This window comes from Enterobacter cloacae complex sp.6700776 (assembly GCF_048284255.1).
In the GTDB taxonomy this organism is placed as follows: Bacteria; Pseudomonadota; Gammaproteobacteria; order Enterobacterales; family Enterobacteriaceae; genus Enterobacter; species Enterobacter intestinihominis.
The window spans coordinates 110,871-137,175 of the sequence record NZ_JBLVYK010000003.1; the positions used below are offsets into that span (position 1 = coordinate 110,871).

Genomic DNA, 26,305 nt, shown 5'->3' on the forward strand with positions numbered 1-26,305 from the left:
GGGAGAGGGTTTATTATCCCGTCCTGACGCCCCTATCCTTTTTTCCTCGAAGCATAACCGTAGTCATACTGGCTGTACCCCGAGCTGTAAAACAGCGCTGCGGATTTAACAATATCGTTGAGGATTGTGCCGCTGACCTTCACGCCAACGTGCTGTAGACGTTTAACGGTATTCTCCATCTCTTTCACGCTGGTTTTATCGTAACGGGCAACCATTAGCGTTGTTCCGGCTGCTCTGGCAACCAGCGCGGCATCATTGACGGCAAGAACTGGGGGTGTATCGATGATGACAATGTCATATTGCTCGTTAACCCAGGACATGATGTCAATGAACCGTTCGCTTAACAGCATTTCTAACGGACGCAGGGGTTCCGGGCCGCAGGTGATGACGTCAATTCCCCCTTTTTCAGCATGCTGAATGACCTCCCCAAAGTCGCGCTTCCCTTCCAGCAGGCAGGATAATCCGTGGCGGTTCTCCAGGCCAAAAATATTATGCACATAACCCTGGCGCATATCCGCATCAATAAACAGCGCACGCTGACCGCTCTGCCCGGCAATGGCCGCCAGGTTCGTCGCCACCAGCGTTTTTCCGCAGTCCTGCGTGGGGCCAGAAATCATCACAATGCGATTCTCAGCCTCCATCATGGTGAAATGCAGACTGGTTCGCAGCCCGCGTACCGCTTCAACAAACATATCAGCAGGTCGATCGACTGGCAGGAAAGGCACATCCGAGGTTTTGTGTGTCCAGCGACGAGAAAACGGATTTTTTCTGCGCAAATGCGTTTTACTCCACAGCCACTGTGAACGTGGTAACGTCGCCAGAACCGGCATCCCCTGCGCTTCCAGCTGTTCGGAAAGCGTGATCCCACGTTTGAACGCTTGACGTACCAGTACGGTCCCCATTGAAAGGATGAGCCCGAACAGCGCGCCAAGCGCAATGATTAGCGCTTTACGCGGTTTTATCGGATCCGGGAGTGTAACCGCCTCATCAATGATCCTCACGTTCCCGACAGCGCTGGAGCGGGAAATATTCAGCTCCTGCTGACGCGTCAAAAGCTGTAAATAAATCGTGCGGCCCGACTCAACATCGCGGCTCAGGCGTAAAATCTCCTGCTGCGTGGAGGGCATAGAGGACACACGGTTATTAAGACGATCCCGTTCCCGCACAAGGGTTTGTCTTTTTTCTTGCAATGCACGGTAAGTAGGGTGACTCTTTTTAAAGAGCTGGGAAATTTCTGCCTCCCGGAACGTCAGCTCATTTAGCTGATTCTCAACGTTCACAACCTGATCCAGGACGGATTTTGCCTCTAAAGACAGATCCACAGAGTCGCGCTGCGCCCGGTAGGCATTCAGCCGCGCTTCAGCCTGATCCAGGTCCGCTCTGATTTTCGGTAACTGCTCCTGTAAAAAATCCAGACTACGCGAATCCTGAGCCTCCTGGCGCGCGATATTTTGCTGTAGATAATTTTCAGCAATCGCATTCAGCACCCGGGCGATTTTGTCAGGATCTTCACCCGTCAGGGTTAAGGTCACAATACCGCTCTGTTTCTCCGATTCCACGACCGTCAGACGCTTCTTCAGTGCATTGATCGTCTCCAGGCGCGTCAACGACTTAAGCGAAAACTGTGTGCCTGGCGTCGCCTCAATCGAGGTCACCCGCAGCACGATCCCTTGCGTAACCAGCGTTTTACCAACCTGGCCGTCTGCCTCAATGTTTTCGCCCGTCAGGTGATACCTTCCCGCTTCCTGTACGGTCAGCGTGAGTTCTTGCGCTTTGCCCTCCACCTGCGGGATCTGGAGTTCGCCTAACGTTATGTTGCCCTGGCCACGCCCTTGCAGACGCTGCCAGAGACGCCCCACCACAGGCAAAACGCGCTGCTTTGCCTGATACGTCAGATCTAATTTGTCGACGGTCTCGCCGAGGATCATGCGAGATTTCAACAGTAAAATTTCAGGGGCAACATCCGGCGAAATATCGGTGCCCAGCTGGCTCAAGCCTTTGAGCAGGCCGTTATCCTGTTTGCTTTCTATTTGCACCATAGCATCCGCCTGATAAACAGGTGGCGTAACCCAGGCATAGAGGCCCGCGCATAAAGTGAAAAGGAAAGTCACGCACAATATCATCGTGCGGTGGTCGATCATTTCGCCGAGCAAACGAACGAGATCGATTTCATTTTGTTCGGGTGCCCCTGCACCATAACTGTCTGTTGTGTAAGACGACATTAATGCTTTATTCCTTTCTGTCCTAAACGACGTGCCCATTCCTGGCTGGCTTTACCCAATAGCCCGAACACATATTCAAACGCTTCACGGCTTTTACGATAGGGGTCTGGGATATCCTGCGGCTCCAGCCACTGCCCAAAAAGCAGCGACTTCCCCCTGTTTTCCGGCGCCATGGCTGCAATGAAGCGAAGATGTTCCGGCTCCATAACCAGGATGAGATCGGATCCCTGCATCAGGCTGCGTGTCAGCCTGCGCGCCACATGACCGTCGAGGGAGATCCCATGCCGCCAGGCCACGTCCTGGGCGCACTCATCCGCCGGATACCCCTCAAGGCCAAGTATTCCCGCCGAGGTGATGTGTCTGTCGGGCAAGTGCTGGCGCAAAAGCCGTTCTCCAATCGGAGAACGGCAGACATTTCCGGTACATACCACGAGTATTGATTCGAACATTATTGCGGCCACGATCTGATATAACGAACCGTTTCGGTGAGGTCATGCACCCCGCTGATTGTCGGAACAAGCTGTGTTATTACGCGATTCCAGCGGGAGAGTGGAGCAGTGGTGACATAGACAATGTCGTAAGGCTCAAGCTGAAACTCGGTGCCCAGCACCATGGCCGAAGCGTCTTTTGCATTCAGTTGATAGATATTCGCAATTTTCCCGGACTCGCGTACCGAGCGGATAACAAAAATACCCGTCGCATCAGCCATATTCTGGTCCAGGCCACCGGCATTGCCGAGCGCTTCGGCCAACGTCATGCCGCTGCGATCCATCTTCAGCGTGCTCTGTTTAACAACTTCGCCCATCACGAATACTTTCAGCGCATCGTTGCGGGGAATAAACAAGATGTCGCCAGGGTTGAGCAGCTTATTCTGGGTTAAATCGCCATGCTGCATCAGGGCATACAGGGAAATTCGGGAATCCTGACCGTTGTGAGTCAGCACCACGTTCCGCCAGTCCGCATCAGCAGTAAGCCCACCTGCGGCATTAATGGCATCCATAACCGTCAGCGGAATGTTGGTGATGGCCTGCTGGCCAGATTTCGCCACTTCTCCCGTAACGTAGGCTTTTTGCGAACGGAAAGCGGCAACGCTGACGTCGACCTGGGGGCTTTCAATGACGTTATCCAGCCGCGCGGTGATCTCCTCGCGCACTCTGGAAACCGTTTTTCCCGCAACGTGCAGTTTACCCACGTAAGGATAAAAGAGCGTGCCATCGGCATTGACCCAGTTTCCCGTATCGCTTGCGCTGCGATACTGTCCCGCGGGCGTAGTCAGCTCCGGGTGATCCCAGACGGTGACCGTCAGGATGTCACCGATTCCAATACGGTATTCCCACTTTTTGACCTGCTCATCAAGATTAGGATTTGCCTGAGATTTAGCTGCTGCGGGACGTAGTTTCTCAATTAATCCGGGCGTAAGTGGATAAATTTCGATTTGTTTATCTAAGCTATTATTGAGATCAGCCGGCGCAATTATTTTTTTGCCTGCGGAACTTAACGTTTGGCCAGGAGAAATTACGCACCCCGCCAACTGACTTATTGCTAAGAATATTACAGATAATGCTGTTGTGTTTTTCATTTATATATACTTATCATCCCTGCTCGTAGCGAACGCCCGACGGGGCGCAGCCCTGCGCTAACCCACGCTTGAAATAAGTTTCTTTTCAACGGAATACTAAAACGTAATCTAAAAGTGAAGACACGAATTGCCCGATCTGTGACGGGCAATTAATTAAAATATAATCTTCCTGAAAATCTTAAAGCCTGTGGCAAAAAAAAGCACGATCTACAGTTTATAAAATTACGGCAACAATGTATTTTCAGAATTAATTCAGCAAAACGATAGTTACAATGAATTATTCCCGTCAGCACGCATTCATATCAAAAATACTCACAACCGCTGGCACTACACAAAACCGTTCACTTTTGTTACATTTTTTTTCAAACACACCCTGTTTTGATACTTAAAATGGGCTGTCTGCCGCACTGTCCCCCGCAGACAAGCATATCCGTAACGATTTCACTGGAGAAAAAATGGCTAAGCGTAAATTGGTGCTTCTGGGTGTATTACTGTCTCTGGCGGGCTCCGCATTCGCAGCCCCGCAAACGGCCGCCGCGCCTTCCGGCATTAAGGCTTATGAAGAGCAGGAGTTCATCGCAGACTTCACCAAATTTAAGATTGGCGATACCGCGCCCGCGCAGTATCAGACGCCAGAGTACACCATCAAACAGTACCAGCTACGTAACCTTCCCGCGCCCGATGCCGGTACGCACTGGACCTACATGGGTGAAAATTATGTTCTGATTGGCGATGCTGATGGCAAAATCTACAAAGCCTATAACGGAGATATTTTCTATCACCGCTGATACGATGATCCGGCCCTGGCAGGAGGACGACCGGCCATTTCTGCGCACGCTGTACCTGCATGCACGACGCGTGGCCTGGCCATGGCTGGACAATTCTGAATGGCAGCTTGAGGATTTTGACGCCGCAACGCGTGACGAGCAGATCTGGGTTGCGATTCACGACGGTCACCGGGTAGGGTTTGCCTCCGTCTGGGAAAATGATAACTTTTTGCACAATCTGTTTGTCGACCCGCAGTATCAGCGTCTGGGAGTTGGCCGTTTGTTACTGGAACAAGTACAGAGGACGTTTACCAGTACAGGCGCGCTGAAGTGTCTGGTGAAGAATGAGCGGGCGGTTGCGTTTTACCAGCGCCACGGCTGGCACATTGAGGCGACGGGGGATTCTCCGGAAGGAGAGTATTATTTGATGCACTATCGGCTTGGGTAAAGTCAGGTGGCGCTACGCTTACCTGACCTACAAAATCGAGGTAGGCCGGGTAAGGCGAAGCCGCCACCCGGCACTGACGCGCAGAGGCGTTACACCGCGCGGAAGGCGATCTCGCTCGGGATCACTTCCCCCTGCCAGTACAGTTGCGCCGCAACGCGCCCCGCCAGCTGACGATAGATTTCCGTGAATTCGCTATCAGGACGGCTGACCACCGTCGGCTTACCGCTATCCAGATCTTCACGCAGTGTGATATGCAGCGGCAGTTGCCCCAGCAGCTGGGTGTGATATTGCGCCGCCAGCTTCTCCGCACCGCCGGTACCGAAGATCGGCTCATGGTGTCCACAGTTGCTGCAAATGTGCATGCTCATGTTTTCGACGATGCCGAGTACCGGCACCTCCACCTTCTCGAACATCACGATGCCTTTTTTGGCGTCGATCAGCGCGATATCCTGCGGCGTGGTGACCACGACGGCGCCGGTGACCGGAATGTTCTGCGCCAGCGTCAGCTGGATATCACCGGTGCCCGGCGGCATGTCCAGCACCAGATAATCGAGGTCAGGCCACATCGTCTCCTGCAACATTTGCAGCAACGCTTTGCTGGCCATCGGGCCGCGCCAGACCATTGCGTTATCGTCCGTGACCAGGTAACCAATGGAGTTGGTCGCCAGACCGTGCGCCACGATCGGCGCCATGTGGGTACCGTCCGGCGAAGTTGGACGCTGGTTTTCAGCACCCAGCATGTTCGGAATGGACGGGCCATAAATATCAGCATCCAGAATGCCGACTTTCGCCCCTTCTGCCGCCAGCGCAAGCGCCAGGTTCACGGCGGTCGACGATTTACCCACCCCACCCTTGCCAGAACTGACGGCGATGATGTTCTTCACGCCGTTAACGCCCGGCTGATTTTTCACGCGCTTGAGCGTGGCGATGCTGTGGCTTAGCTTCCAGTCAATTGCTTTTGCGCCAGTAATGCGCAGCAGCTCAGAACTGGTTTGCTCTTTCAGGGCATCAAAGGCGCTGGTCCAGACGAACGGCATCTGCAGCTCAATGTGCAGCGTATCGTCCAGCCATGCGACATGATGAAGCGCTTTCAGCGTCGTGAGATTGTGCTTCAGGGTTGGATGCTGAAAATTAGCCAGCGTCCCGGCGACCATTGCTCGTAAGGCTTCCGGTGATTTGGCCTGGGATTGAGAACTCATCCCGACTCCTTTGTTCTTGTGAATAAGACCTTAGATGAACAAGTTTACCTGAAAGGCCGTGGTTTGTGCTTACTTAATAATGCCCCTTTTGGTAATATCGAAAACCCTTTTCACAGTTAAAAGAAGTAATGCCTACTATGACTCAAGTCGCGAAAAAAATTCTGGTAACGTGCGCCCTGCCGTACGCCAACGGCTCAATCCACCTCGGCCACATGCTGGAGCATATCCAGGCTGATGTCTGGGTCCGTTACCAGCGAATGCGCGGCCACGAGGTTAATTTCATCTGTGCGGACGATGCCCACGGCACCCCAATCATGCTGAAAGCGCAGCAGCTGGGAATTTCCCCGGAACAGATGATCGCCGAAATGAGTCAGGAGCATCAGACCGATTTTGCTGGCTTTGACATCAGCTATGACAACTATCACTCCACGCACAGCGACGAGAACCGCGAGCTGTCAGAGCTGATCTACACCCGTCTGAAAGAGAACGGTTTCATTAAAAACCGCACCATCTCTCAGCTGTACGATCCGGAAAAAGGCATGTTCCTGCCGGACCGTTTCGTCAAAGGCACCTGTCCGAAATGTAAATCCCCGGACCAGTACGGCGATAACTGCGAAGTGTGTGGCGCGACCTACAGCCCGACCGAGCTTATCGAGCCGAAATCCGTGGTTTCCGGCGCCACGCCGGTGATGCGTGACTCCGAGCACTTCTTCTTCGACCTGCCGTCGTTCAGCGAAATGCTGCAGGCATGGACCCGCAGTGGCGCGCTGCAGGAGCAGGTGGCGAACAAGATGCAGGAGTGGTTTGAATCCGGTCTGCAGCAGTGGGATATCTCCCGCGATGCGCCATACTTCGGCTTCGAAATCCCGAACGCGCCGGGCAAATATTTCTACGTCTGGCTGGATGCGCCAATCGGCTACATGGGCTCCTTCAAGAACCTGTGTGACAAGCGCGGCGATACCCTAAGCTTCGACGAGTACTGGAAGAAAGATTCCACCGCCGAGCTGTACCACTTCATCGGCAAAGACATCGTTTACTTCCACAGCCTGTTCTGGCCAGCGATGCTTGAAGGCAGCAATTTCCGCAAGCCGACTAACCTGTTCGTACACGGCTACGTAACGGTCAACGGTGCGAAGATGTCCAAATCTCGCGGGACGTTTATTAAGGCCAGCACCTGGCTGAACCACTTCGATGCGGATAGCCTGCGCTACTACTACACCGCGAAGCTCTCTTCCCGCATCGACGATATCGACCTGAATCTGGAAGATTTCGTGCAGCGCGTGAACGCGGACATCGTCAACAAGGTGGTGAACCTGGCGTCCCGTAACGCAGGTTTTATCGCTAAACGCTTTGACGGCGTGCTCTCTGCCGAACTGGCCGATCCTGAGCTGTATAAAACCTTCACCGACGCCGCCGCTGCGGTTGGCGAAGCCTGGGAAAGTCGTGAATTTGGTAAAGCCATTCGCGAAATCATGGCGCTGGCAGACGTGGCCAACCGCTATGTCGACGAGCAGGCACCATGGGTGGTGGCGAAACAGGAAGGCCGCGACGCCGACTTGCAGGCGATCTGCACCATGGGTCTGAACATGTTCCGCGTGCTGATGACCTGGCTGAAGCCGGTTCTGCCGCAGCTGGCAGCCCGCGCGGAAGCATTCCTGAACACCGAACTGACCTGGGATGCCATCCAGCAGCCGCTGCTCGGCCACAAGGTGAACACCTTCAAGGCGCTGTATAACCGCATCGAGATGAAACAGGTTGACGCGCTGGTGGAAGCATCAAAAGAAGAGGTGAAAGCGGCTGCCGCGCCGGTGACCGGCCCGCTGGCGGACGATCCGATTCAGGAGACCATCACCTTTGATGATTTCGCCAAAGTCGACCTGCGCGTGGCGCTGATCGAAAACGCGGAGTTCGTGGAAGGTTCTGACAAACTGCTGCGTCTGACGCTGGATCTGGGCGGCGAGAAACGTAACGTCTTCTCCGGCATTCGTTCCGCGTACCCTGATCCGCAGGTGCTGATCGGTCGTCAGACCGTGATGGTGGCAAACCTGGCGCCGCGTAAAATGCGCTTCGGCATCTCTGAAGGGATGGTGATGGCCGCAGGCCCGGGCGGAAAAGACATCTTCCTGTTAAGCCCTGACGAAGGCGCGAAGCCGGGTCAGCAGGTGAAGTAATAAAAAAGCCGGATGAGAATCCGGCTTTTTTTTGCCCGGCGGCGCTATGCTTGCACGGACCTACGAGTTTTTTAGACCGGGTCAGGCGAAGCCGCCACCCGGCTAAAAATCACCCCTTCTGGTTATGCACCCGCTGCGTCAACCCACGCAGGAAATAACGCAGAAACTGATCCCCACACTCGCGGTAATTTTTATGATCCGGCGCGCGCATCATGGCGGTGATTTCCGGCATCGACACGCGAAATTTCTGCTCGGTCATGATCGCCAAAATGTCGTCAGTTTTCAGGGAGAACGCAATACGCAGCTTTTTCAGCACCGTGTTGTTATTCACCCGACGCTCAAGCGCCAGCTCAGGCGCAGATTCATCTTTGCCGCGCTTGTCGTAGATCAGGCCGTTCAGGAAGCCCGACAGAATGATGTCCGGGCAGCGAACAAAACCCTCTTCATCTTCTTTAGTCATCCAGGTGTCGAACCCGGCGGACGTGGATTCCATGTCGGAGAGCGCAAGAATGCGCACCATGTCATTATTGTTCGCTTTCAGGGTGTAGCGCAGGCTACGAAGAATATCGTTACTTAGCATAGAGCCTTCGAATGTCGATGATGCAATGGCGCGCAGTGTACCAGTTTTACAGCCCTATCGCCTCTTTCAAACTTTTCAGATAGCGACGACTGACGGGCACGGTTTGCCCTGCACGTAGCACCAGTTCGGCCTGGCCGTTATCTTCCAGGCGGATCTCCTTCAGGTGCGCCATGTTCACCAGGTACTGACGATGGCAGCGGATCAGCGGCGTGCGGCTCTCCAGCGTGCGCAGGGTCAGCTCGGTAAAGCCTTCGTTACCTTCGGCGCTGGTGACGTATACCCCGCTCAGACGACTGCTGACAAAGGCAACGTCGTCCATTTGCAGGAGGTAAATCCGGCTGTGCCCGGTACAGGGGATAAACTTCAGGGGCTGCTGATGCTCCGGCAGCAGCGTCACGTCCTGCGCGGTACGCTCCTGGCGCAGACGGGTCAGGGTCTTTTCAAGGCGTTTCTCTTCAATCGGTTTCAGCAGATAATCAAACGCGTGCTCTTCAAACGCCTTTACCGCGTACTCATCAAAGGCCGTCAGAAAGACGATATAGGGGCGGTGCTCCGGGTCGAGCATGCCGACCATCTCCAGACCGCTGATGCGCGGCATCTGAATATCGAGGAACAGCACGTCCGGGCGCAGTTTATGCACAGCACCGATGCCTTCAATGGCATTGGCACATTCCCCCATAATCTCGATATCACTCTGCTCCTGCAACAGGACACGCAGGTTTTCCCGTGCTAACGGCTCATCATCAACAATCAGCACTCTTAACATGCGCTCTCCTCCAGCGGCAATCGTAAGGTAATTCGGGTATAGCGGTCTGGCTCACAGGCGACGGTGATACCGCAGTCATCACCAAAATGTGCGCGCAGGCGTTTATCCACCAGGCTCATTCCCAGACCGCCTGACGCGGAGGCTTCATACAGCCCCGCGTTATCTTCAATATCCAGCACCAGATGGTGGTTAAAACGGGAAGCGGAAATCATGATTTCTCCGGTTCCCAGCAGCTGCGACGTCCCATGCTTAATGGCGTTCTCCACAATCGGTTGCAGGGTAAAGGCCGGAAGATGCTGATACGCCAGCTCATCCGGGACGGATAACGACACCTGTAAACGTGACTGGAAGCGCGCTTTTTCAATTTGCAGATAGGCGTTTACGTGCTCAATCTCGTCCGCGAGGGTGACGATCTCCGAGGGACGCTTCAGGTTTTTGCGGAAAAATGTCGACAGAAATTGCACCAGCTGCGCGGCCTGATCGCTGTCGCGGCGGATCACCGCCTTCAGCGTGTTGAGCGCGTTAAACAGGAAATGCGGATTCACCTGAGCGTGCAGGAGCTTAATTTCTGACTGCGTCAGCAGCGCTTTTTGCCGTTCATACTGCCCCGCCAGGATTTGCGCCGAAAGCAGCTGGGCGATACCCTCCCCCAGCGTGCGGTTGATGGAGCTGAACAGGCGATTTTTGGCTTCGTAAAGCTTAATGGTGCCCATGACGCGCTGGTTTTCGCCCCGCAGGGGAATAACCAGCGTAGAGCCAAGTTTGCACTGCGGATGCAGGGAACAGCGGTACGGCACTTCATTCCCGTCGGCATACACCACTTCACCCGTTTCAATAGCGCGCAAAGTGTAGGCCGAGGAGATCGGCTTACCTGGAAGATGGTGGTCGTCCCCGGTACCGGTAAACGCCAGCAACTTTTCGCGATCGGTAATCGCCACGGCCCCGATATCCAGCTCTTTATACAGCACCTGCGCCACCTTCATGCTGTTCTCCTCGTTGAATCCCTGCCGCAGGATCCCTTCCGTCGACGCCGCAACTTTTAATGCGGTGGCAGAAAATGCCGAGGTGTATTTTTCGAACATGGCGCGTTTGTCGAGCAGAATGCGCATAAACAGCGCCGCACCAACGGTATTGGTGACCATCATCGGTGCGGCAATGCTGCTGACCAGATGTAACGCATCGTCAAACGGGCGCGCGATCAGCAGGATGATCGCCATCTGCGCCATTTCCGCCACGAAGGTGATCGCCCCGGCGGTAAGGGGACTGAACACTTTATCCGGCCGTCCGCGCTTAATCATATAGCTGTGGACGAGACCACCGAGCAGCCCTTCGACAATGGTGGAGATCATGCAGCTTAGTGCCGTCATACCGCCCATCGAATAGCGGTGCAGGCCGCCGGTTAACCCCACCAGACCGCCCACGACCGGGCCTCCGAGCAGCCCGCCCATTACCGCGCCAATGGCGCGCGTATTGGCGATGGAATCTTCAATATGGAGACCAAACCAGGTCCCCATAATGCAGAATATGGAAAATACGACGTAGCAGAGGAATTTGTGCGGCAGACGGACGGTGACCTGCATCAGCGGAATGAACAGGCGCGTTTTGCTCATCAACCAGGCGATGACAAGAAACACGCACATCTGCTGAAGCAACAGCAGCACCAGATTAAACTCGTACATACTCACAAACCGCACATTCTAAAAACGCGTAACATACACTGATGGCGGTTAACTTTCTTTGAAACGTGCCAAAAAAGCGATAAATCGTGTCCGTCATCACACCTTTTGCCGGAGATAACCTGTCTTTCGTATAATTTGTACAAAAAAGAATCAAATCTTCCTGGTTCCGCAAAGTGGGTCTACAGTTAAGCTGGGGACGCGCAAGCCTGGGGGCGAAAATGGCGCTTTACACGATAGGTGAAGTGGCACTCCTGTGTGATATCAATCCCGTTACGCTACGGGCGTGGCAGCGACGGTATGGATTGCTTAAGCCGCAAAGAACGGACGGCGGGCACCGCCTGTTTAACGATGCGGATATTGACCGGATCCGCGAGATCAAAAGCTGGATCGACAATGGCGTACAGGTAGGCAAGGTGAAATCGCTTCTGAGCCAGGACGATCCTGATACGCAGCATCTCTGGCGCGAGCAGCAGGAAACGCTGCTGAGGCTGTTGCAGACCGGCAATTTGCAGCGTCTGCGCGGCTGGATCAAAGAACAGGGTCGAGACTACCCCGCGCAAACACTGATCACCCATCTTTTTATTCCCCTACGGCGTCGGCTTCAGTGTCAGCAAACCACCTTACAGGCACTGCTCAGCATGCTTGATGGCGTGCTGATTAACTATATTTCCGTCTGTCTTGCCTCAGCGCGGAATAAAAACAGCAAAGATGCGCTGGTGATCGGCTGGAACGTCCACGATACCACCCGGCTGTGGCTCGAAGCCTGGATTGCCACCCAGCAGGGCTGGCGCGTTGACGTGCTTGCACACTCCCTGGCACAGCTCAGGCCGGAACTGTTTGAGGGGCAGACGCTGCTGGTCTGGTGTGGCGAAGTCCCCTCCGCTTCCCAGCAGCAGCTCCTGACGGAATGGCGCGAACATGGTTATCCCGTTTACTCGCTGGGGCCAAATGCGTTGTAACGGCATTTAATGGTTCATTAACAGCTGCGCTTCACCGTATAATTGTTCCGTTAACAACAGGAGCGCATGATGAAGGCAACGAAACTGGCCGTAATTACCCTTTTTGCACTGATGGCCGTCAGCGGTATCGGTGGCGTTATGCTTGCAGGTTACTCGTTTATTGTTCGCGGCGGTGTTGGCTGAGGTATCCGGCCAGGCGTTCAAACAGGCGATCCACCACAATCGCCGCCAGCGCAACCAGAACCGCCCCCTGAATAATATAAGCCGTGTTAAACCCGCTTAACCCAATAATGATTGGCGTCCCCAGCGTATTGACCCCGACCGTCGACGCGATGGTTGCCGTACCAATGTTGATGATCACGGACGTCCGCACACCGGCAATAATCACCGGTGCGGCCAGCGGCAGTTCAACCTTCAGTAGCCGCTGCCAGGCGCTCATTCCCATCCCTTCCGCTACGCTCAGCACCGATGCAGGCACCGCCGCAATGCCCGCCAGCGTCCCTTGCAGAATGGGCAACACGCCGTACAAGATCAGCGCAATGATGGCAGGCTCCTGCCCAAAACCGATCGCCGGCACGGCAATCGCCAGCACGGCCACCGGCGGGAAGGTCTGCCCCGTTGCGGCGATGGTCTCCACCAGCGGACGGAACTCCCTGCCCGCAGGCCGCGTCACCGCAATACCGGCGCCTGTGCCCAGCACGATGGCAATCACGCTTGACGCCGCTACCAGCCAGAAGTGCGCCAGGGTGAGATTAACAAAGCTCTCCTGCTGGTACACCGGGCGCGGCAGCCCGGGAATAAGCGCATTAAACAGCGCCGCGCTGTGCGGCATCAGGTAGAGTAAGGCGATAAACAGCCCTGTCAGCCAGAGTAACGGATCACGGACCCACTTCACGCGTCACCTCCCCCGCCAGCAGATCGCGAAAATGGATCGTCCCGCATGGCGTACCCTGCCCGTCCGCAACGGGCAACACCTCACACTGCCGGGCGACAAACGCCGAAAGGGCATCGCGCAGGCTCATCCCGTCATGCAGCGGTTCACCACCGATTTTCGCATCCTGCGGACGCAGATAGTCCCTGACGGTGCGCAGCGAGAGCAGCCTGACACCCAGCTCGCTGCGGCCAAAGAACTCACGCACAAAATCGTTTGCTGGCGACGTTAACAGCTCAAGCGGCGTACCCTGCTGGACGACTTCGCCGTGATCCATCAGTACCAGACGATCGGCCAGCCGCAGTGCTTCGTCGATATCATGCGTCACCAGCACGATGGTGCGCCCTAGAATACGGTGGATGCGGCTCATCTCAGCCTGAAGTGCGCCGCGGGTGACCGGATCCAGCGCGCCGAAGGGCTCATCCATCAGCAGTACCTGCGGGTTAGCGGCCAGCGCGCGCGCCACCCCGACCCGCTGCTGTTGTCCGCCGGATAGCTGGTGCGGGTAGCGGTCGCGAAGCGACGCGTCCAGGCCCAGCAGCGCCATCAACTCGTCGACACGCTCATTGATCTTCCCCCGGGACCATTTTTCCAGCTGTGGCACGGTGGCAATGTTCTGCGCCACCGTCCAGTGGGGAAACAGGCCGATGGACTGAATGGCGTAGCCCATACGCCGCCGCAGCTCCAGCACCGGCAGGCTGCGGATCTCCTCTCCGGCAAAGCGAATCGTCCCGCTGTCGTGCTCCACCAGCCGATTGATCATCTTCAGCGTCGTCGATTTTCCCGACCCCGACGTCCCGATCAATACCGAGAACGCCCCCTCGGCAAAATGCAGATTGAGATGGCTTGCCGCCGGACGGCCCGCAAAGGTTTTACTCACATCATGAAATTCAATCATTGGCTCTTCTCCTGAGCAGCGCGAGCCACAGGGCAAATAAGGCATCCAGCACGACCGCCAGCGCAATCGTGGGCACAACGCCCAGCAACACCAGATCCAGCGCGCTGCTGAGCAGCCCCTGGAACACCAGCGCCCCAAAGCCGCCCGCCCCGATCAGCGCGGCAATTACCGCCATCCCAACGGTTTGCACCGTCACCACCCGCAGGCTGCGAACAAGCAGCGGAAGCGCAAGCGGCAGCTGTATTTTCCAGAAACACTGGCGCGCACTCATCCCCATCGCATGGGCGCTTTCCAGCACGTCGGGCGGAACCTGGCTTAACCCCGCCACCACGCCGCGCACCAGTGGCAGCAGCGCATACAACACAAGGGCAATCAGCGCCGGGGTCAGCCCGGTTCCGGCAATGCCTGCCGCGGCCAACGCAGGGAAGGATTTAACCAGACCGGCGAGGGGGGCAATCAGCAGGCCAAACAGGGCAACGGAGGGGATGGTCTGAATAACGTTGAGCACGGTAAAGACGGCACCCTGGCGGCTGGGATGTCGGTAGCACCACATGCCCAGCGGCACGCCCAGCAGCAGCGCCGGGACCAGCGTCCCGAACAGGATCGTCAGATGTTGCGCCAGCGCGTTGTCAAACACCTCCTGGCGGTTGACGTACTCTTTTAACAGCGAGAGTTGATTCAGATCGCCGCTGAAGAGGATCAGCAGGGGAATAACCCAGAATTGCGCGTTCAGCAGCCAGCGCCACACAGGTATCGGCGTCAGGCGGCGAATGGCATCGCTACAGGCCAGCAGGCAGAGTGCCAGCCACAGCCACAGGCCGCTGCCAATCGACGTGCGCGCCAGCGGGCTTTCAACCGAGGCCATCTGCGTTGCCGCCTGTCCCGCGCTCCAGAACAGTACGATAAACAGCGCTTCGCTGAGCAGAAGCGTTAGCCACAGCGCGGTTCGCCCCGGCCAGTAGGCTAAGACTACGGTACTCGCCAGCGCCGCGCCCAGCAGCAGCGGCGTAAATGCCCAGATCTGCCACAGCGCACGCGGTTCGCCCGACACCAGACGGTTTGGCGCGACATTCACAAAAGGTAACGCGACCGCCACGATGGCCACACAGACCAACAGCAGCAGGACGCGGTTATGACATTTTATTGGCACAGCCTTATCCCGTTACTTCACAAGCCCTTGTTGTTTCAGGAAGTCGGCAGCCACTTTTTTGGCATCCAGCCCCTCTACGGCAATGCTGGCATTCAGCTGTTGCAGCGTTTTCGCATCCAGTTTTTCAAACACCGGTTTGAGCCAATCGTCGATCTCCGGGTAGGCTTTCAGCACCGCCTCGCGCACGACCGGGGTTGGGGCGTAAATTGGCTGAACGCCTTTCGGGTCGGTCAGGGTTTGCAGACCAAGCGCCGCGACCGGGCCGTCGGTGCCGTAAGCCATCGCCGCGTTGACGCCGGAGGTTTTCTGCGCCGCCGCCTTAATGGTCACCGCCGTGTCGCCGCCCGCCAGAGAGAGTAGCTGTGCCTGATCGAGCTTGAAATCATAAGCTTTTTCAAACGCTGGCAGGGCATCAGCGCGCTCGATAAACTCTGCCGAGGCCGCGAGCTTAAACTCGCCCTTCTCTTTCAGGTAGCGGCTGAGATCGTCAAGCGAGGTGAGCTTGCCTTTCTCGGCGATATCTTTGCGCACCGCGATGGTCCAGGTGTTATTGGCCGGTGCCGGTGTAAGCCAGACCAGCTTATTTTTTTCCGCGTCCAGCTTTTTGACTTTTTCGTACCCGGCTTTGGCATTTTTCCAGGCCGGATCGTTTTCATCCTTGAAGAAGAATGCCCCGTTGCCGGTGTATTCCGGGTAGATATCCAGCTCGCCGGAAGTGATAGCACCGCGCACGACAGGCGTGGTGCCAAGCTGCACTTTATTGACCGTTTTCACGCCGTGGCTTTCGAGTACCTGCAAAATGATATTGCCGAGCAACGCGCCCTCGGTATCAATTTTGGAACCCACCTTAACCGGCTCTGCGGCCTGTAACGGCAGGCTCAGCGCCGCCAGAAGCACCGCCGACCCTGTTATCCCCTTAATAATCGTCATTCTGCTTTCCTCATTATTTTGTGGCCTTTTTCATAGGCTTGAGAGAAAAGCGTAGCTTAAAACAGTGAATTTAACCGTTTTTCGTACCAGATGAGAGGCATCCCCCGCCAGGCGGGGGATGGGGAGGAAGGTAAGATTATTGCAGTTCGAACTCGGCTTTGTTCACGCGGGCGGAATCCACGCCGATGAAGACGTTGAATTTGCCAGGCTCGGCATCGTATTTCATCTGCTGATTCCAGAACTTCAGCGCATTTACGTCAATCGGGAAGCTGACCGTTTTGGTTTCGCCCGGTTTCAGGTTGACCTTTTCGAAGCCGCGCAGCTGTTTCACCGGACGGCTCATGGAGGCCGTGACATCCTGAACGTACATCTGGATCACCGTCGCGCCTTCGCGTTTGCCGCTGTTGGTCACTTCCACGCTGGCGGTCACTTTGCCGTCACGCTTCAGGGTCGGCGCCGACATTTTCACGTCAGAGACCTTAAACGTGGTGTAACTCAGGCCATAGCCAAACGGATAGAGCGGGCCGTTAGCCTCGTCGAAGTAACGGGACGTGTACTTGTTCGGCTTGTCGGCGTTGTACGGACGACCGGTGTTCAGGTGGCTGTAGTAAACCGGGATCTGCCCGACGGAGCGCGGGAAGGACATCGGCAGCTTGCCGGACGGGTTGTAATCGCCAAACAGCACGTCGGCAATGGCGTTACCGCCTTCGGTACCGGCGAACCAGGTTTCCAGAATGGCGTCAGCCTGCTGGTCTTCTTTCACCAGCGCCAGCGGACGCCCGTTCATCAGCACCAGCACCAGCGGCTTGCCGGTGGCTTTCAGGGCCGCGATCAGGTCACGCTGGCTTTGCGGGATAGTGATGTCGGTCCGGCTGGAGGCTTCGTGCGCCATCCCCTGCGCTTCACCTACCACGGCGACCACCACGTCGGACTGCTTCGCGGCGTTAACCGCTTCGTCGATCATCTCTTTCGGCGTGCGTGGATCCACCTTCACCGCTTCCTCGTACTGGTTGAGGAAGGTCACGATGTCTTTATCGTCGGTGACGTTTGCGCCTTTGGCGTAAACCACTTTTGCATTATCACCCACGGCGCTCTTAATGCCTGTCAGCACGGTAACGGACTGATCCGCCACGCCTGCGGCGGACCAGCTGCCCATGACGTCACGCTTGCTGTCGGCCAGCGGACCGACCACGGCAATGGTGCCGGATTTTTTCAGCGGCAGCGTGTCGAGACGGTTTTTCAGCAGTACCAGGCTTTCGCGCGCCACTTCGCGGGCTTCTTTGCGGTGCAGGCGGCTTTCAGCATTGGTGTCCGCCGGATCAGATTCCTTCGGCCCCAGATGGCTGTAAGGATCGTTAAACAGCCCCATGTCATATTTCACGTTCAGCACGTGGCGAGCGGCATCGTCCAGCTCCGCCATCGTCACCTTGCCGCTCTTCACCAGCCCCGGCAGGTATTTGCTGTAGTATTCGTCGCTCATGCTCATGTTGATGCCGGACTTGAGCGCCACGCGTACCGCATCTTCCGGGTCAGACGCTGTGCCGTGCTTTATCAGCTCTTTAATCGCCCCGTGATCCGAAACGGTGATGCCCTTGAAGCCCCACTGGTCGCGCAGCACATCTTTCAGCAGCCACGAATCGGAGGTGGCAGGCGTGCCGTTGAGAGAGTTCAATGCCACCATCACCGCGCCGCTGCCCGCGTCCAGCCCCGCTTTGTACGGCGGCATATAGTCGTTAAACAGGCGCTGCGGGCTCATGTCCACGGTGTTGTACTCTTTGCCGCCTTCCACCGCGCCATAGGCGGCGAAGTGCTTGACGCTGGTCATCACCGAGTAACGATCTGCCGGACTTTTGCCCTGCATCGCTTCCACCATGGTTTTGCCCATCGTGGCGGTTAAATAAGTATCTTCCCCAAAGCCCTCCGAAGCACGGCCCCAGCGCGGATCGCGGGAGACGTCTACCATCGGCGCCCAGGTCATGTTCAGGCCGTCGTCTGCGGCTTCATATGCCGATACGCGCCCGACGGTTTTCACCGCATCGAGGTTAAAGGAGGAGGCTAAGCCGAGGCTAATCGGGAAGACGGTACGCTGGCCGTGCACCACGTCGTAGGCGAAGAACAGGGGAATTTTCAGGCGGCTCAGTTCCATCACCTGATCCTGCATTTTGCGGATATCCTGGCGGGTAACGGTGTTAAAAATGGCTCCTACCTGCCCGTCTTTGATCATCTCGCGAATGGCTTCTTTCGGGTTCTCCGGGCCGACGCTGATCAGGCGCAGCTGGCCGATTTTCTCATCGACCGTCATCTTTTTGAGTAAATCCGTGACAAAGGCGTCGCGGGCTTCAGGCGTGAGCGGGTGATTACCAAACAAATCCTCTGCCAGCGCAGGTTGGAGCGCCAGGCTGACGGCGACACCTACAGAACATAGCCATTTCATGTTGTTATTCTCTCTCATCAATAACCGCGGGAAGCACCCGGCCAGACCGTGCGAAAAGCGCAGTGTGCCACAAAGCCTGAAAACCTTGCAGGGTTATTCTCTGATTTTTCTCATGAATACCCGACCGCTCAACGGCTAATCGCGCTATGCTTTACAGCGAGAAATTTGCCCCACCACAAGGAGTGGAAGATGTCTTCTGTTCGAACTAACGATAACACTACTTTTATTAACGAACTGTCGCGCCTGGTTGGTCACTCTCACCTGCTTACCGACCCGGCCAAAACCGCCCGCTACCGTAAGGGCTTTCGCTCCGGCCAGGGCGACGCGCTGGCGGTGGTCTTCCCCGGTACGTTGCTCGAACTGTGGCGCGTGCTCAGCGCCTGCGTTGCGGCAGACAAGATTATTTTAATGCAGGCTGCTAACACCGGCCTGACTGAAGGCTCCACGCCGAACGGCAACGATTACGATCGTGACATCGTGATTATCAGCACCCTGCGCCTCGACAAACTGCACCTGCTGGACAAGGGCGAACAGGTACTCGCCTTCCCCGGCACCACGCTCTACTCGCTGGAAAAGGCGCTTAAGCCGCTGGGTCGCGAACCGCACTCGGTGATCGGCTCTTCGTGCATTGGTGCCTCGGTGATCGGCGGGATCTGCAATAACTCCGGCGGCTCGCTGGTGCAGCGCGGCCCGGCCTACACGGAGATGTCGCTGTTTGCCCGTATCGATGAAAACGGCAAGCTGACGCTGGTTAACCATCTGGGGATCGATCTGGGTGTAACGCCAGAGCAGATCCTCAGCAAACTTGACGATGACCGCGTGAAGGACGAAGACGTTCAGCACGATGGCCGTCACGCGCATGACCACGATTACATCACCCGCGTGCGCGATATCAATGCCGATACGCCAGCGCGCTATAACGCCGATCCGGATCGCCTGTTTGAATCCTCCGGCTGCGCGGGCAAGCTGGCCGTTTTTGCGGTGCGCCTCGATACCTTCCCGGCAGAGAAAAAGCAGCAGGTGTTTTACATTGGCACCAATCAGCCGGAGGTGCTGACGGAGATCCGCCGTCATATTCTGGCCGAGTTCACTCACCTGCCGGTGGCGGGCGAGTATATGCACCGGGACATTTATGACATCGCCGAGCGCTACGGCAAAGATACCTTCCTGATGATCGACAAGCTCGGCACCGACAAAATGCCGTTCTTCTTCACCATGAAGGGCCGCACCGACGCGATGCTGGAGAAAGTGTCGCTGTTCAAACCGCACTTCACCGACCGCTTTATGCAGAAACTGGGCAACGCCTTCCCGGCGCATTTACCGGAGCGGATGAAGACCTGGCGCGATAAGTATGAGCACCACCTGCTGCTGAAAATGGCCGGGGACGGAATTGCCGAAGCGCAGAGCTGGCTCACCGAGTTCTTCAAAACTGCCGACGGGGATTTCTTCGCCTGCACGCCGGAAGAAGGCAGCAAAGCCTTCCTGCACCGCTTCGCCGCGGCGGGTGCGGCTATCCGTTATCAGGCTGTGCATTCCGAAGAGGTAGAGGATATTTTGGCGCTGGATATTGCCCTGCGTCGCAACGATACCGAGTGGTTTGAACATCTGCCGCCGGAGATTGACAGCAAGCTGGTGCACAAGCTCTATTACGGCCACTTCATGTGCTATGTCTTCCACCAGGATTACATCGTCAAAAAAGGGGTGGATGCGCATGCGTTGAAAGAGCAAATGCTGGCGTTGCTGCACGAGCGTGGCGCGCAATATCCTGCCGAGCACAACGTGGGGCATTTGTACAAAGCGCCGGAGACGCTTAAACAGTTTTATCGCAAAAATGACCCTACAAACAGTATGAACCCCGGCATTGGTAAGACAACGCGGAAGAAATACTGGAAAGAGAGTGCCGAAACAGAGGAGCACAATACGCAAGCCTCTGATGAACGCCTATAGCCAAATTTAAGAGATTGTTAAGCTCTCCTCAATCGTACTAGAGTATCTGCCTGTTGCCAGAGAAACGTTTCTCTGGCTTTCCAAACAAGGAGCGGGCAGAACATGTCGGCTGTAGAGATTTTACCCGAAACTGAAATCGAGGTGCGCGACGCCCTTCCTGACGATGCACATGCCATCTCGGCGATATACGCCTGGCATGTGCTTCATGGCCGTGCGTCCTTCGAGGAAGTTCCCCCCACCGTCGATGAGATGCGTCAGCGGATGAAGAGTGTGACCGACAGCGGTTTACCGTGGCTGGTTGCGCTGTATCGCGGCATTGTCGTCGGCTATTGCTACGCCACGTTTTATCGTCCACGCCAGGCCTACCGGTACACCCTTGAGGAATCCATCTATGTGGATGCCAGCACCACCGGGCGCGGGTTTGGTACGGCGCTGATGGATGCCCTGATTGCACGGTGTGAGCAAGGTCCCTGGCGGCAGATGATTGCTGTGGTCGGTGACGGAAACAATAATGCGGGATCGTTACGGCTGCATAAAAAACATGGCTTCGAGGTTGTCGGTCAACTGCGCAGCGTGGGGTATAAGAAGGGCGACTGGCGGGATACGTTGATCATGCAGCGTCCACTCAACGATGGTGACTGGACGCTGCCGGAGTAGGCGCTTTCGCCCGGTGGCGCTCCGCTTACCGGGCCTACGTATCGGGGCCGCTTTAGGACCGTAGGCCGGGTAAGGCGAAGCCGCCACCCGGCACAGACAGGCGACTCAGTCGTTCTGCGCTGTCGCCATCTGTTCCGCTTTCTGCTTTTTATACGCCAGCGCTGAAGCCGGCACCGGCTGCACTTTCCCGGTTTCAATCCAGGTGCGCAGGCGGCTGGCATCCGCAAAGTGGGTATATTTGCCGAAGGCATCCATCACCACCAGCGCCACTGGTTTACCGTTAAACACGGTACGCATCACCAGGCAGTGCCCTGCCGCATTGGTAAATCCGGTCTTGGTTAACTGAATATTCCAGTTATCGCGATACACCAGATGGTTAGTGTTGCGGAACGGCAGCGTATACGCCGGGTTCGAGAATGTCGCCATCTCCTCACGCGTGGTGCTGAGCTGACCAATCAGCGGGTATTGCTTACTGGCGATCAGCAGCTTGGTTAAATCACGCGCCGTCGAGACGTTATGGATCGACAGACCGGTTGGCTCCACGAAATGGGTATTTTTCATCCCCAGCGCTTTGGCTTTGGCATTCATCGCGCGGATAAACGCGTCGTAACCGCCAGGATAATGGTGGGCAAGGCTCGCCGCCGCCCGGTTCTCTGAGGACATCAGCGCCAACAGCAGCATATTTTTACGGCTGATTTCACTGTTCAGACGCACGCGAGAGTAGATCCCTTTCATCTCTGGCGTGTGGCTGATATCCACTTTTAGCTTTTCATCCAGCGGCAGTCGTGCATCAAGCACCACCATCGCGGTCATGACTTTGGTTATGGAAGCGATCGGGCGCACCAGATCCGGGTGACTGGCGTAGATCACCTTGTTGGTATTCAGGTCAACGATCATCGCGCTGCCGGACGCAATCTGGGGTTGCGCAGCAGCGGTGGCAACTGCGGGCGTTTTGGCGATGGCTGGCGCGGTAGCGGAGACGCCCAACAGTAGCGCAAGACTAAGGAGTGACACTCGAAATTTCAGCATGATGAGACTTCTGATAATGATTCACGCACGTTATGACGTACACCGCCTGTGTCGACGGATAAACACAGGCTGGCTTCGGCATCATAGCGGTCACCGTGCGTTGTCGCCAGCGGAGAATCATAACCAGATGCTGCATTGCTGGCATTTACGCCAGCAATGCAGGGGACTTAAAAGAGACGGTATCCATAACCCCAAAGAATAACTGTCAGGGCCAGTAGCGCCTCAAGGACCAGCACGCCGATGGCAAGCGTAGAGCTGGAGAAGCTCAGGCCCTCTTCTTTATTGATGTTGAGGAAGGTTGGCACTCCTACATACAGCAGATAACCGGTGTAAAAGAGGGCAACCGTACCGATCAGCGCGCACAGCCAGACCAGTGGATAGAGCGCAACAATACCGCTTAAGAACAGCGGGGTCGCGACGTATCCGGCGAAGACCATACAGTGTGCCAGCGACGGGCGCTGCGGATAGTTGCGCGCCATCCAGTGGATGACCCGCCCCATTACCGCCACCCCGGCCAGCATCAGGCCATAAAACAGAATGGCCAGGTACAGTCCGGTAAACCAGGAAAGCTGAAACACGGTGCCGTCACCAAAGTTCCAGCCTATTTGCGTAGTACCAATAAACGCGCAGACCACCGGCACCGCTGCCATCAGCAGGACGTGGTGGGTGTAGTGATGCGCGACCGTTTCGTTCTCGTTACGGATGACCTGCATTTCACGATCGGGATGGGAGAAAAGTCCCCAGACATGGTTCATAACGCCCCCTTGTTGTCGGCCCGTCAGCGATAGCTAAAGTATAATGCAGGCTTTAGATTATTTTATGTACAGTGGGAAATTTCCGTTGATTGCCGCGTGGTTGATGGATGGGGTATATGATTAACGCAGGCACAGTAAGGGAGACGACATTTACTTAATGGATATCAACGGTCATATTGAACAATATGGATACGCCGCGCTGGTCATCGGCAGCGTGGCAGAGGGTGAAACCATCACGCTGCTGGGCGGAGTGGCCGCACATCAGGGATTGCTGAAATTCCCGCTGGTGGTCGCCGCCGTCGCACTGGGCGGTATGATTGGCGACCAGCTGCTCTACTTTCTGGGACTGCGCTTTGGTCCGACGCTTTTACAACGTTTTGCTAAGCATCAAAAGAAAATTCGTCGTGCTCAGCTGCTTATCCAGCGGCATCCCTATATGTTTGTGATTGGCACCCGCTTTATGTATGGCTTTCGCATCATTGGGCCAATACTGATTGGCGCGAGCCGCTTACCGCCGAAAATTTTCCTGCCGCTGAACATTATCGGGGCGATTGCCTGGGCGCTGATTTTTACCACGCTTGGCTACGTGGGTGGCGAAGTGATAGGCCCGTGGCTGCATAATCTCGATCAGCATCTTAAACACTGGGCCTGGCTGATCCTGGTTGTTGCGGTGGTGATTGGGGTACGGCTGTGGCTCAAGCATCGTGAAAAGCGGCGGGATGAAGAGTGAGTGCGGCCTGCTGCCCCTCACCCTACCCCTCTCCCCAAAGGGGAGAGGGAACTCTATACACCCTCTCCCCTTTGGGGAGAGGGCTGGGGTGAGGGGAATGTTTATTCTGCTGGCTTAAACTGCGGATTCGCCAGCATAAAACCGCCGTCGACGATAAACGACTGCCCGGTGGTGTAGCTGGCGTCGCTGTCACACAGCCACGCCACCAGGCTGGCTATTTCTTTGGTATGCCCTGGCCGTGCCAGCGGGATTTCCGGCATTGAGCCTTCTTTCACTTCGCTGTCGTCCATATCATTCATCGGCGTGGCGATCGCACCAGGCGCAACGGCGTTCACCAGAATCTTATGTTTAACCAGCTCCAGCGCCATCGACTTTGTTAACCCGCCCAGCGCATGTTTGGCCGCCGTATAGGCGCTGGCGTCCGGCAATGGTGTATGTTCATGCACCGAGGTGATGTTCACGATCCGCCCCCCTTCTCCCTGCTTCACCATCTGACGCGCCGCGATTTGCGAGCAGAGAAACGCGCCGTCCACGTCAACGGTGAATATGTGCCGCCAGTCGTCAAACGACAGGTCCAGAAATGGCGCTTTGTTCATCGCCCCGGCATTGTTTACCAGCACATCCAGCCGCCCGAAACGCGTAATCAGGGTTTCAATGGCCTTTGCGCCTTCCGGCAAATTGCTTAAGTCGAGCTGGATGGCCTCGGCACTCTGCCCGCGCGCTTCAATTTCACGGCAGGTTGCCAGCGCCCCTTCCTCATCTGAATGCCAGGTCACCCCGATATCAAACCCGCGTTCGGCCAGCATCAGGGCCGTCGTTTTGCCAATTCCTGAATCCGATGCGGTAACAATTGCGACTCGCGTCATACTCACCTCCTGAAAATCTGCAAAGAGGTAAGTATAGATAATGCGCGATTTTAGCTGTGATGATATCCGCCACCCAGCGCGGAGGTGAGCTGGAGCGTAGCATCCACGTACTGACCTTTCAGCATCAACCCGGCAATACGCTCTTTGAGCGCCGGAATTTTTGCTTCACTCACCCGCGAGCCGGCAATGATCCCCGCGCTGAAGCGCGCCTGTGCCAGCGCAACGACGCGCGCCGCATCTTTTTCGATCTGCTGCTGGTGCTGATTTTTGGCGGTCAGGGTTTCCACTTCGCTGGCCGTCCGGGCAACCTGGTTTACGGCGTCCACTACGGCCTTGTTGTAGTTCGCCACGGAGAGGTTGTTTTGTGCCTGGGCGATATCCAGGTTCGCATTCAACCGACCACTGTCAAAAATTGGCAGCGTCAGCCCCGCGGTTACGCCCATTTGCTGAGCAGATGAGCGGAACAGGTCGCTAAGGTGCAACGCATCCTGCTGCAAGAACGCCATCAAATTGATGTCAGGGTAGAACGCGGCTCTGGCGGCATCCACTTCGCTCATGGACGCTTCGATATACCAGTGCGCCTCCTGCAAATCCGGGCGGCGAGCCAGCAGCTCATAACCGAGCGTTGACGGCAGCGACGCCTCTGCGTCAGGTAAGGCATGCCGGGCGAGCGTGACTGAAGGGGTATTGGTCAATGCATTCAGACGCGCCTCAATGGCCTTCATTTTGCCGTGCACGTCAGCGAGCTGTTCATCGGTTTTGCTGGCATTGATATCTGTTTCAACGCCTTCCACCGAGGAGGTAATGCCGTGCTGATAAAGCTCACGATCGGCACCGATGATATTTTCCTGCTCCCGTTTGATCTGCGCGAGCACGTCACCCACCGCGGCCTCGGTCTGCCAGTCCCAGTACAGCCGCGCGACGCTGCTGGCGAGCAGCTGGCGGGTCTGCTCCAGCTCCGCTTTTTGCGCATTCACCTTACCGATGCGGGCCTCAATTTGGGCGCGGTTTTTACCCCATAAATCCAGATCCCATCCGGCCGTCAGACCAAAGGTGCCGTTGGTGTACCAGGGTCCGGTTGTCCCCGCCGCCGGGTCAGTCAGGGCGAATGGCCCCATCAGCCCCTCTGCCGACATCTTTTGCCGTTCCACATCTGCGGAAAAATCCATTTGTGGACCATCAGCAGCGACAGCGGCTTTCGCCTGTGCTTCTGCCAGGGTGATGCGCTGCCGGGCAATTTGCATATCCGGTGCATCCGCCAGCGCTTTAGCAATCAGCGCGTTAAGCTGAGGGTCATTAAAATCTTTCCACCATTCGTTTTTTGGCCAGTCGGCATGACTTAGTTGGGTATTTACAGCAGCGGCGGCGGCTTGCGTTTTCACTGGAGACACCGTGGCATGTTCCGGCGCGCAGGCGGACAGCATAAAAATAAGGGGAGCACTCAGAGATAAAGTAAGAGAACGTTTCATTACGCCATAAACTCAAAAAAAATAAAGGCGCAACTTACGCTTACTGACGTTCCGTTTTTTAGTAACGCGTGGCAATCCGCATATTGTTATACATTTTCATATCCGGAAATTTATTCCTCAAGCGAATGATTTAATTTCA

General features: G+C 56.1%; 24 protein-coding genes. 8 read left to right on the top strand and 16 right to left on the bottom strand.

The window, feature by feature from the left end; all coding sequences use genetic code 11:
- Window positions 1-32: 32 nt before the first annotated feature.
- The 3 genes from ACNQ0T_RS06660 to ACNQ0T_RS06670 are packed head-to-tail and all read right to left on the bottom strand — an operon-like array spanning window position 33 to window position 3,801.
- Entirely contained in the window at window positions 33-2,222 is a 2,190-nt protein-coding gene (locus ACNQ0T_RS06660; protein WP_417929796.1) for a polysaccharide biosynthesis tyrosine autokinase, read from the bottom strand.
- The gene (locus tag ACNQ0T_RS06665) at window positions 2,222-2,671 is read right to left on the bottom strand and encodes a protein tyrosine phosphatase (protein WP_058646975.1); all 450 of its coding nucleotides are present in this window, start codon (window positions 2,669-2,671) and stop codon (window positions 2,222-2,224) included. Before ACNQ0T_RS06665 ends, ACNQ0T_RS06660 begins: the two co-directional genes overlap by 1 nt.
- Window positions 2,671-3,801 carry a polysaccharide export protein gene (locus ACNQ0T_RS06670; RefSeq protein WP_417929798.1) on the bottom strand — a complete coding sequence of 377 codons (1,131 nt, stop codon included), beginning with the start codon at window positions 3,799-3,801 and terminating at the stop codon, window positions 2,671-2,673. Before ACNQ0T_RS06670 ends, ACNQ0T_RS06665 begins: the two co-directional genes overlap by 1 nt.
- A 455-nt stretch (window positions 3,802-4,256) precedes the next feature.
- Here ACNQ0T_RS06670 and ACNQ0T_RS06675 point away from each other — a divergent pair, with 455 nt between their 5' ends.
- Together ACNQ0T_RS06675 and ACNQ0T_RS06680 are read left to right on the top strand one after the other, a co-directional pair.
- Window positions 4,257-4,589, top strand: a complete 333-nt coding sequence (locus ACNQ0T_RS06675) for an RcnB family protein (RefSeq protein WP_022648672.1) — start codon at window positions 4,257-4,259, stop codon at window positions 4,587-4,589.
- Window positions 4,540-5,016: a GNAT family N-acetyltransferase gene (locus ACNQ0T_RS06680; protein WP_032622520.1), complete on the top strand. Its 477-nt coding sequence runs from the start codon at window positions 4,540-4,542 to the stop codon at window positions 5,014-5,016. Before ACNQ0T_RS06675 ends, ACNQ0T_RS06680 begins: the two co-directional genes overlap by 50 nt.
- Window positions 5,017-5,105: 89 nt before the next feature.
- Here the strand turns inward: ACNQ0T_RS06680 and apbC are convergent, their stop codons facing one another.
- A complete protein-coding gene (apbC, locus tag ACNQ0T_RS06685) occupies window positions 5,106-6,215 on the bottom strand; it encodes an iron-sulfur cluster carrier protein ApbC (RefSeq protein ID WP_022648674.1) in 1,110 nt (369 codons plus the stop codon).
- A gap of 137 nt (window positions 6,216-6,352) precedes the next feature.
- On the opposite strand from apbC, the gene metG reads away from it, so the two are divergent.
- Window positions 6,353-8,386 (top strand): methionine--tRNA ligase, encoded by a 2,034-nt coding sequence (gene metG, locus ACNQ0T_RS06690; protein ID WP_023300575.1) that lies wholly within the window; start codon window positions 6,353-6,355, stop codon window positions 8,384-8,386.
- Between the two features lie 109 nt (window positions 8,387-8,495).
- Here the strand turns inward: metG and ACNQ0T_RS06695 are convergent, their stop codons facing one another.
- The 3 genes from ACNQ0T_RS06695 to ACNQ0T_RS06705 are packed head-to-tail and all read right to left on the bottom strand — an operon-like array spanning window position 8,496 to window position 11,411.
- Window positions 8,496-8,966: a DUF1456 family protein gene (locus ACNQ0T_RS06695; RefSeq protein ID WP_015572337.1), complete on the bottom strand. Its 471-nt coding sequence runs from the start codon at window positions 8,964-8,966 to the stop codon at window positions 8,496-8,498.
- A gap of 46 nt (window positions 8,967-9,012) precedes the next feature.
- Entirely contained in the window at window positions 9,013-9,732 is a 720-nt protein-coding gene (gene btsR / locus ACNQ0T_RS06700; protein ID WP_023300576.1) for a two-component system response regulator BtsR, read from the bottom strand.
- Window positions 9,726-11,411: a sensor histidine kinase gene (locus ACNQ0T_RS06705; RefSeq protein ID WP_023300577.1), complete on the bottom strand. Its 1,686-nt coding sequence runs from the start codon at window positions 11,409-11,411 to the stop codon at window positions 9,726-9,728. The genes btsR and ACNQ0T_RS06705 overlap by 7 nt, the downstream gene beginning before the upstream one ends.
- A 218-nt stretch (window positions 11,412-11,629) precedes the next feature.
- Here ACNQ0T_RS06705 and mlrA point away from each other — a divergent pair, with 218 nt between their 5' ends.
- Window positions 11,630-12,370, top strand: coding sequence for an HTH-type transcriptional regulator MlrA (gene mlrA, locus ACNQ0T_RS06710; protein WP_022648677.1), 741 nt, complete (start codon window positions 11,630-11,632; stop codon window positions 12,368-12,370).
- 69 nt (window positions 12,371-12,439) lie between these two features.
- Entirely contained in the window at window positions 12,440-12,553 is a 114-nt protein-coding gene (locus ACNQ0T_RS06715) for a protein YohO (RefSeq protein ID WP_022648678.1), read from the top strand.
- Here ACNQ0T_RS06715 and ACNQ0T_RS06720 read toward each other — a convergent pair.
- The 5 genes from ACNQ0T_RS06720 to bglX form a co-directional block, all read right to left on the bottom strand.
- The gene (locus tag ACNQ0T_RS06720) at window positions 12,528-13,265 is read right to left on the bottom strand and encodes an ABC transporter permease (protein ID WP_022648679.1); all 738 of its coding nucleotides are present in this window, start codon (window positions 13,263-13,265) and stop codon (window positions 12,528-12,530) included. The genes ACNQ0T_RS06715 and ACNQ0T_RS06720 overlap by 26 nt on opposite strands.
- Window positions 13,249-14,199, bottom strand: a complete 951-nt coding sequence (locus ACNQ0T_RS06725) for an ABC transporter ATP-binding protein (protein ID WP_232934179.1) — start codon at window positions 14,197-14,199, stop codon at window positions 13,249-13,251. The genes ACNQ0T_RS06720 and ACNQ0T_RS06725 overlap by 17 nt, the downstream gene beginning before the upstream one ends.
- Window positions 14,192-15,349: an ABC transporter permease gene (locus tag ACNQ0T_RS06730; protein ID WP_417929801.1), complete on the bottom strand. Its 1,158-nt coding sequence runs from the start codon at window positions 15,347-15,349 to the stop codon at window positions 14,192-14,194. Before ACNQ0T_RS06730 ends, ACNQ0T_RS06725 begins: the two co-directional genes overlap by 8 nt.
- 12 nt (window positions 15,350-15,361) lie before the next feature.
- Window positions 15,362-16,279 carry an ABC transporter substrate-binding protein gene (locus tag ACNQ0T_RS06735; RefSeq protein ID WP_169441232.1) on the bottom strand — a complete coding sequence of 306 codons (918 nt, stop codon included), beginning with the start codon at window positions 16,277-16,279 and terminating at the stop codon, window positions 15,362-15,364.
- A gap of 136 nt (window positions 16,280-16,415) precedes the next feature.
- Window positions 16,416-18,713: a beta-glucosidase BglX gene (bglX, locus tag ACNQ0T_RS06740; protein WP_023300580.1), complete on the bottom strand. Its 2,298-nt coding sequence runs from the start codon at window positions 18,711-18,713 to the stop codon at window positions 16,416-16,418.
- A gap of 189 nt (window positions 18,714-18,902) precedes the next feature.
- On the opposite strand from bglX, the gene dld reads away from it, so the two are divergent.
- Complete coding sequence (gene dld / locus ACNQ0T_RS06745; RefSeq protein WP_023330164.1) at window positions 18,903-20,660, top strand: D-lactate dehydrogenase; 1,758 nt, start codon at window positions 18,903-18,905, stop codon at window positions 20,658-20,660.
- Between the two features lie 102 nt (window positions 20,661-20,762).
- Window positions 20,763-21,317, top strand: coding sequence for a GNAT family N-acetyltransferase (locus ACNQ0T_RS06750; RefSeq protein WP_058646977.1), 555 nt, complete (start codon window positions 20,763-20,765; stop codon window positions 21,315-21,317).
- Window positions 21,318-21,422: 105 nt separating this feature from the next.
- Here the strand turns inward: ACNQ0T_RS06750 and pbpG are convergent, their stop codons facing one another.
- Window positions 21,423-22,346: a D-alanyl-D-alanine endopeptidase gene (gene pbpG / locus ACNQ0T_RS06755; RefSeq protein ID WP_006811291.1), complete on the bottom strand. Its 924-nt coding sequence runs from the start codon at window positions 22,344-22,346 to the stop codon at window positions 21,423-21,425.
- 167 nt (window positions 22,347-22,513) lie between these two features.
- Complete coding sequence (locus tag ACNQ0T_RS06760; RefSeq protein WP_046619131.1) at window positions 22,514-23,101, bottom strand: Yip1 family protein; 588 nt, start codon at window positions 23,099-23,101, stop codon at window positions 22,514-22,516.
- A gap of 157 nt (window positions 23,102-23,258) precedes the next feature.
- Here ACNQ0T_RS06760 and ACNQ0T_RS06765 point away from each other — a divergent pair, with 157 nt between their 5' ends.
- Complete coding sequence (locus tag ACNQ0T_RS06765) at window positions 23,259-23,831, top strand: DedA family protein (RefSeq protein ID WP_417929803.1); 573 nt, start codon at window positions 23,259-23,261, stop codon at window positions 23,829-23,831.
- Window positions 23,832-23,932: 101 nt separating this feature from the next.
- Here the strand turns inward: ACNQ0T_RS06765 and ACNQ0T_RS06770 are convergent, their stop codons facing one another.
- Entirely contained in the window at window positions 23,933-24,697 is a 765-nt protein-coding gene (locus ACNQ0T_RS06770) for an SDR family oxidoreductase (protein WP_063849706.1), read from the bottom strand.
- Between the two features lie 50 nt (window positions 24,698-24,747).
- The gene (mdtQ, locus tag ACNQ0T_RS06775) at window positions 24,748-26,166 is read right to left on the bottom strand and encodes a multidrug resistance outer membrane protein MdtQ (RefSeq protein WP_045308653.1); all 1,419 of its coding nucleotides are present in this window, start codon (window positions 26,164-26,166) and stop codon (window positions 24,748-24,750) included.
- Window positions 26,167-26,305: the final 139 nt, after the last annotated feature.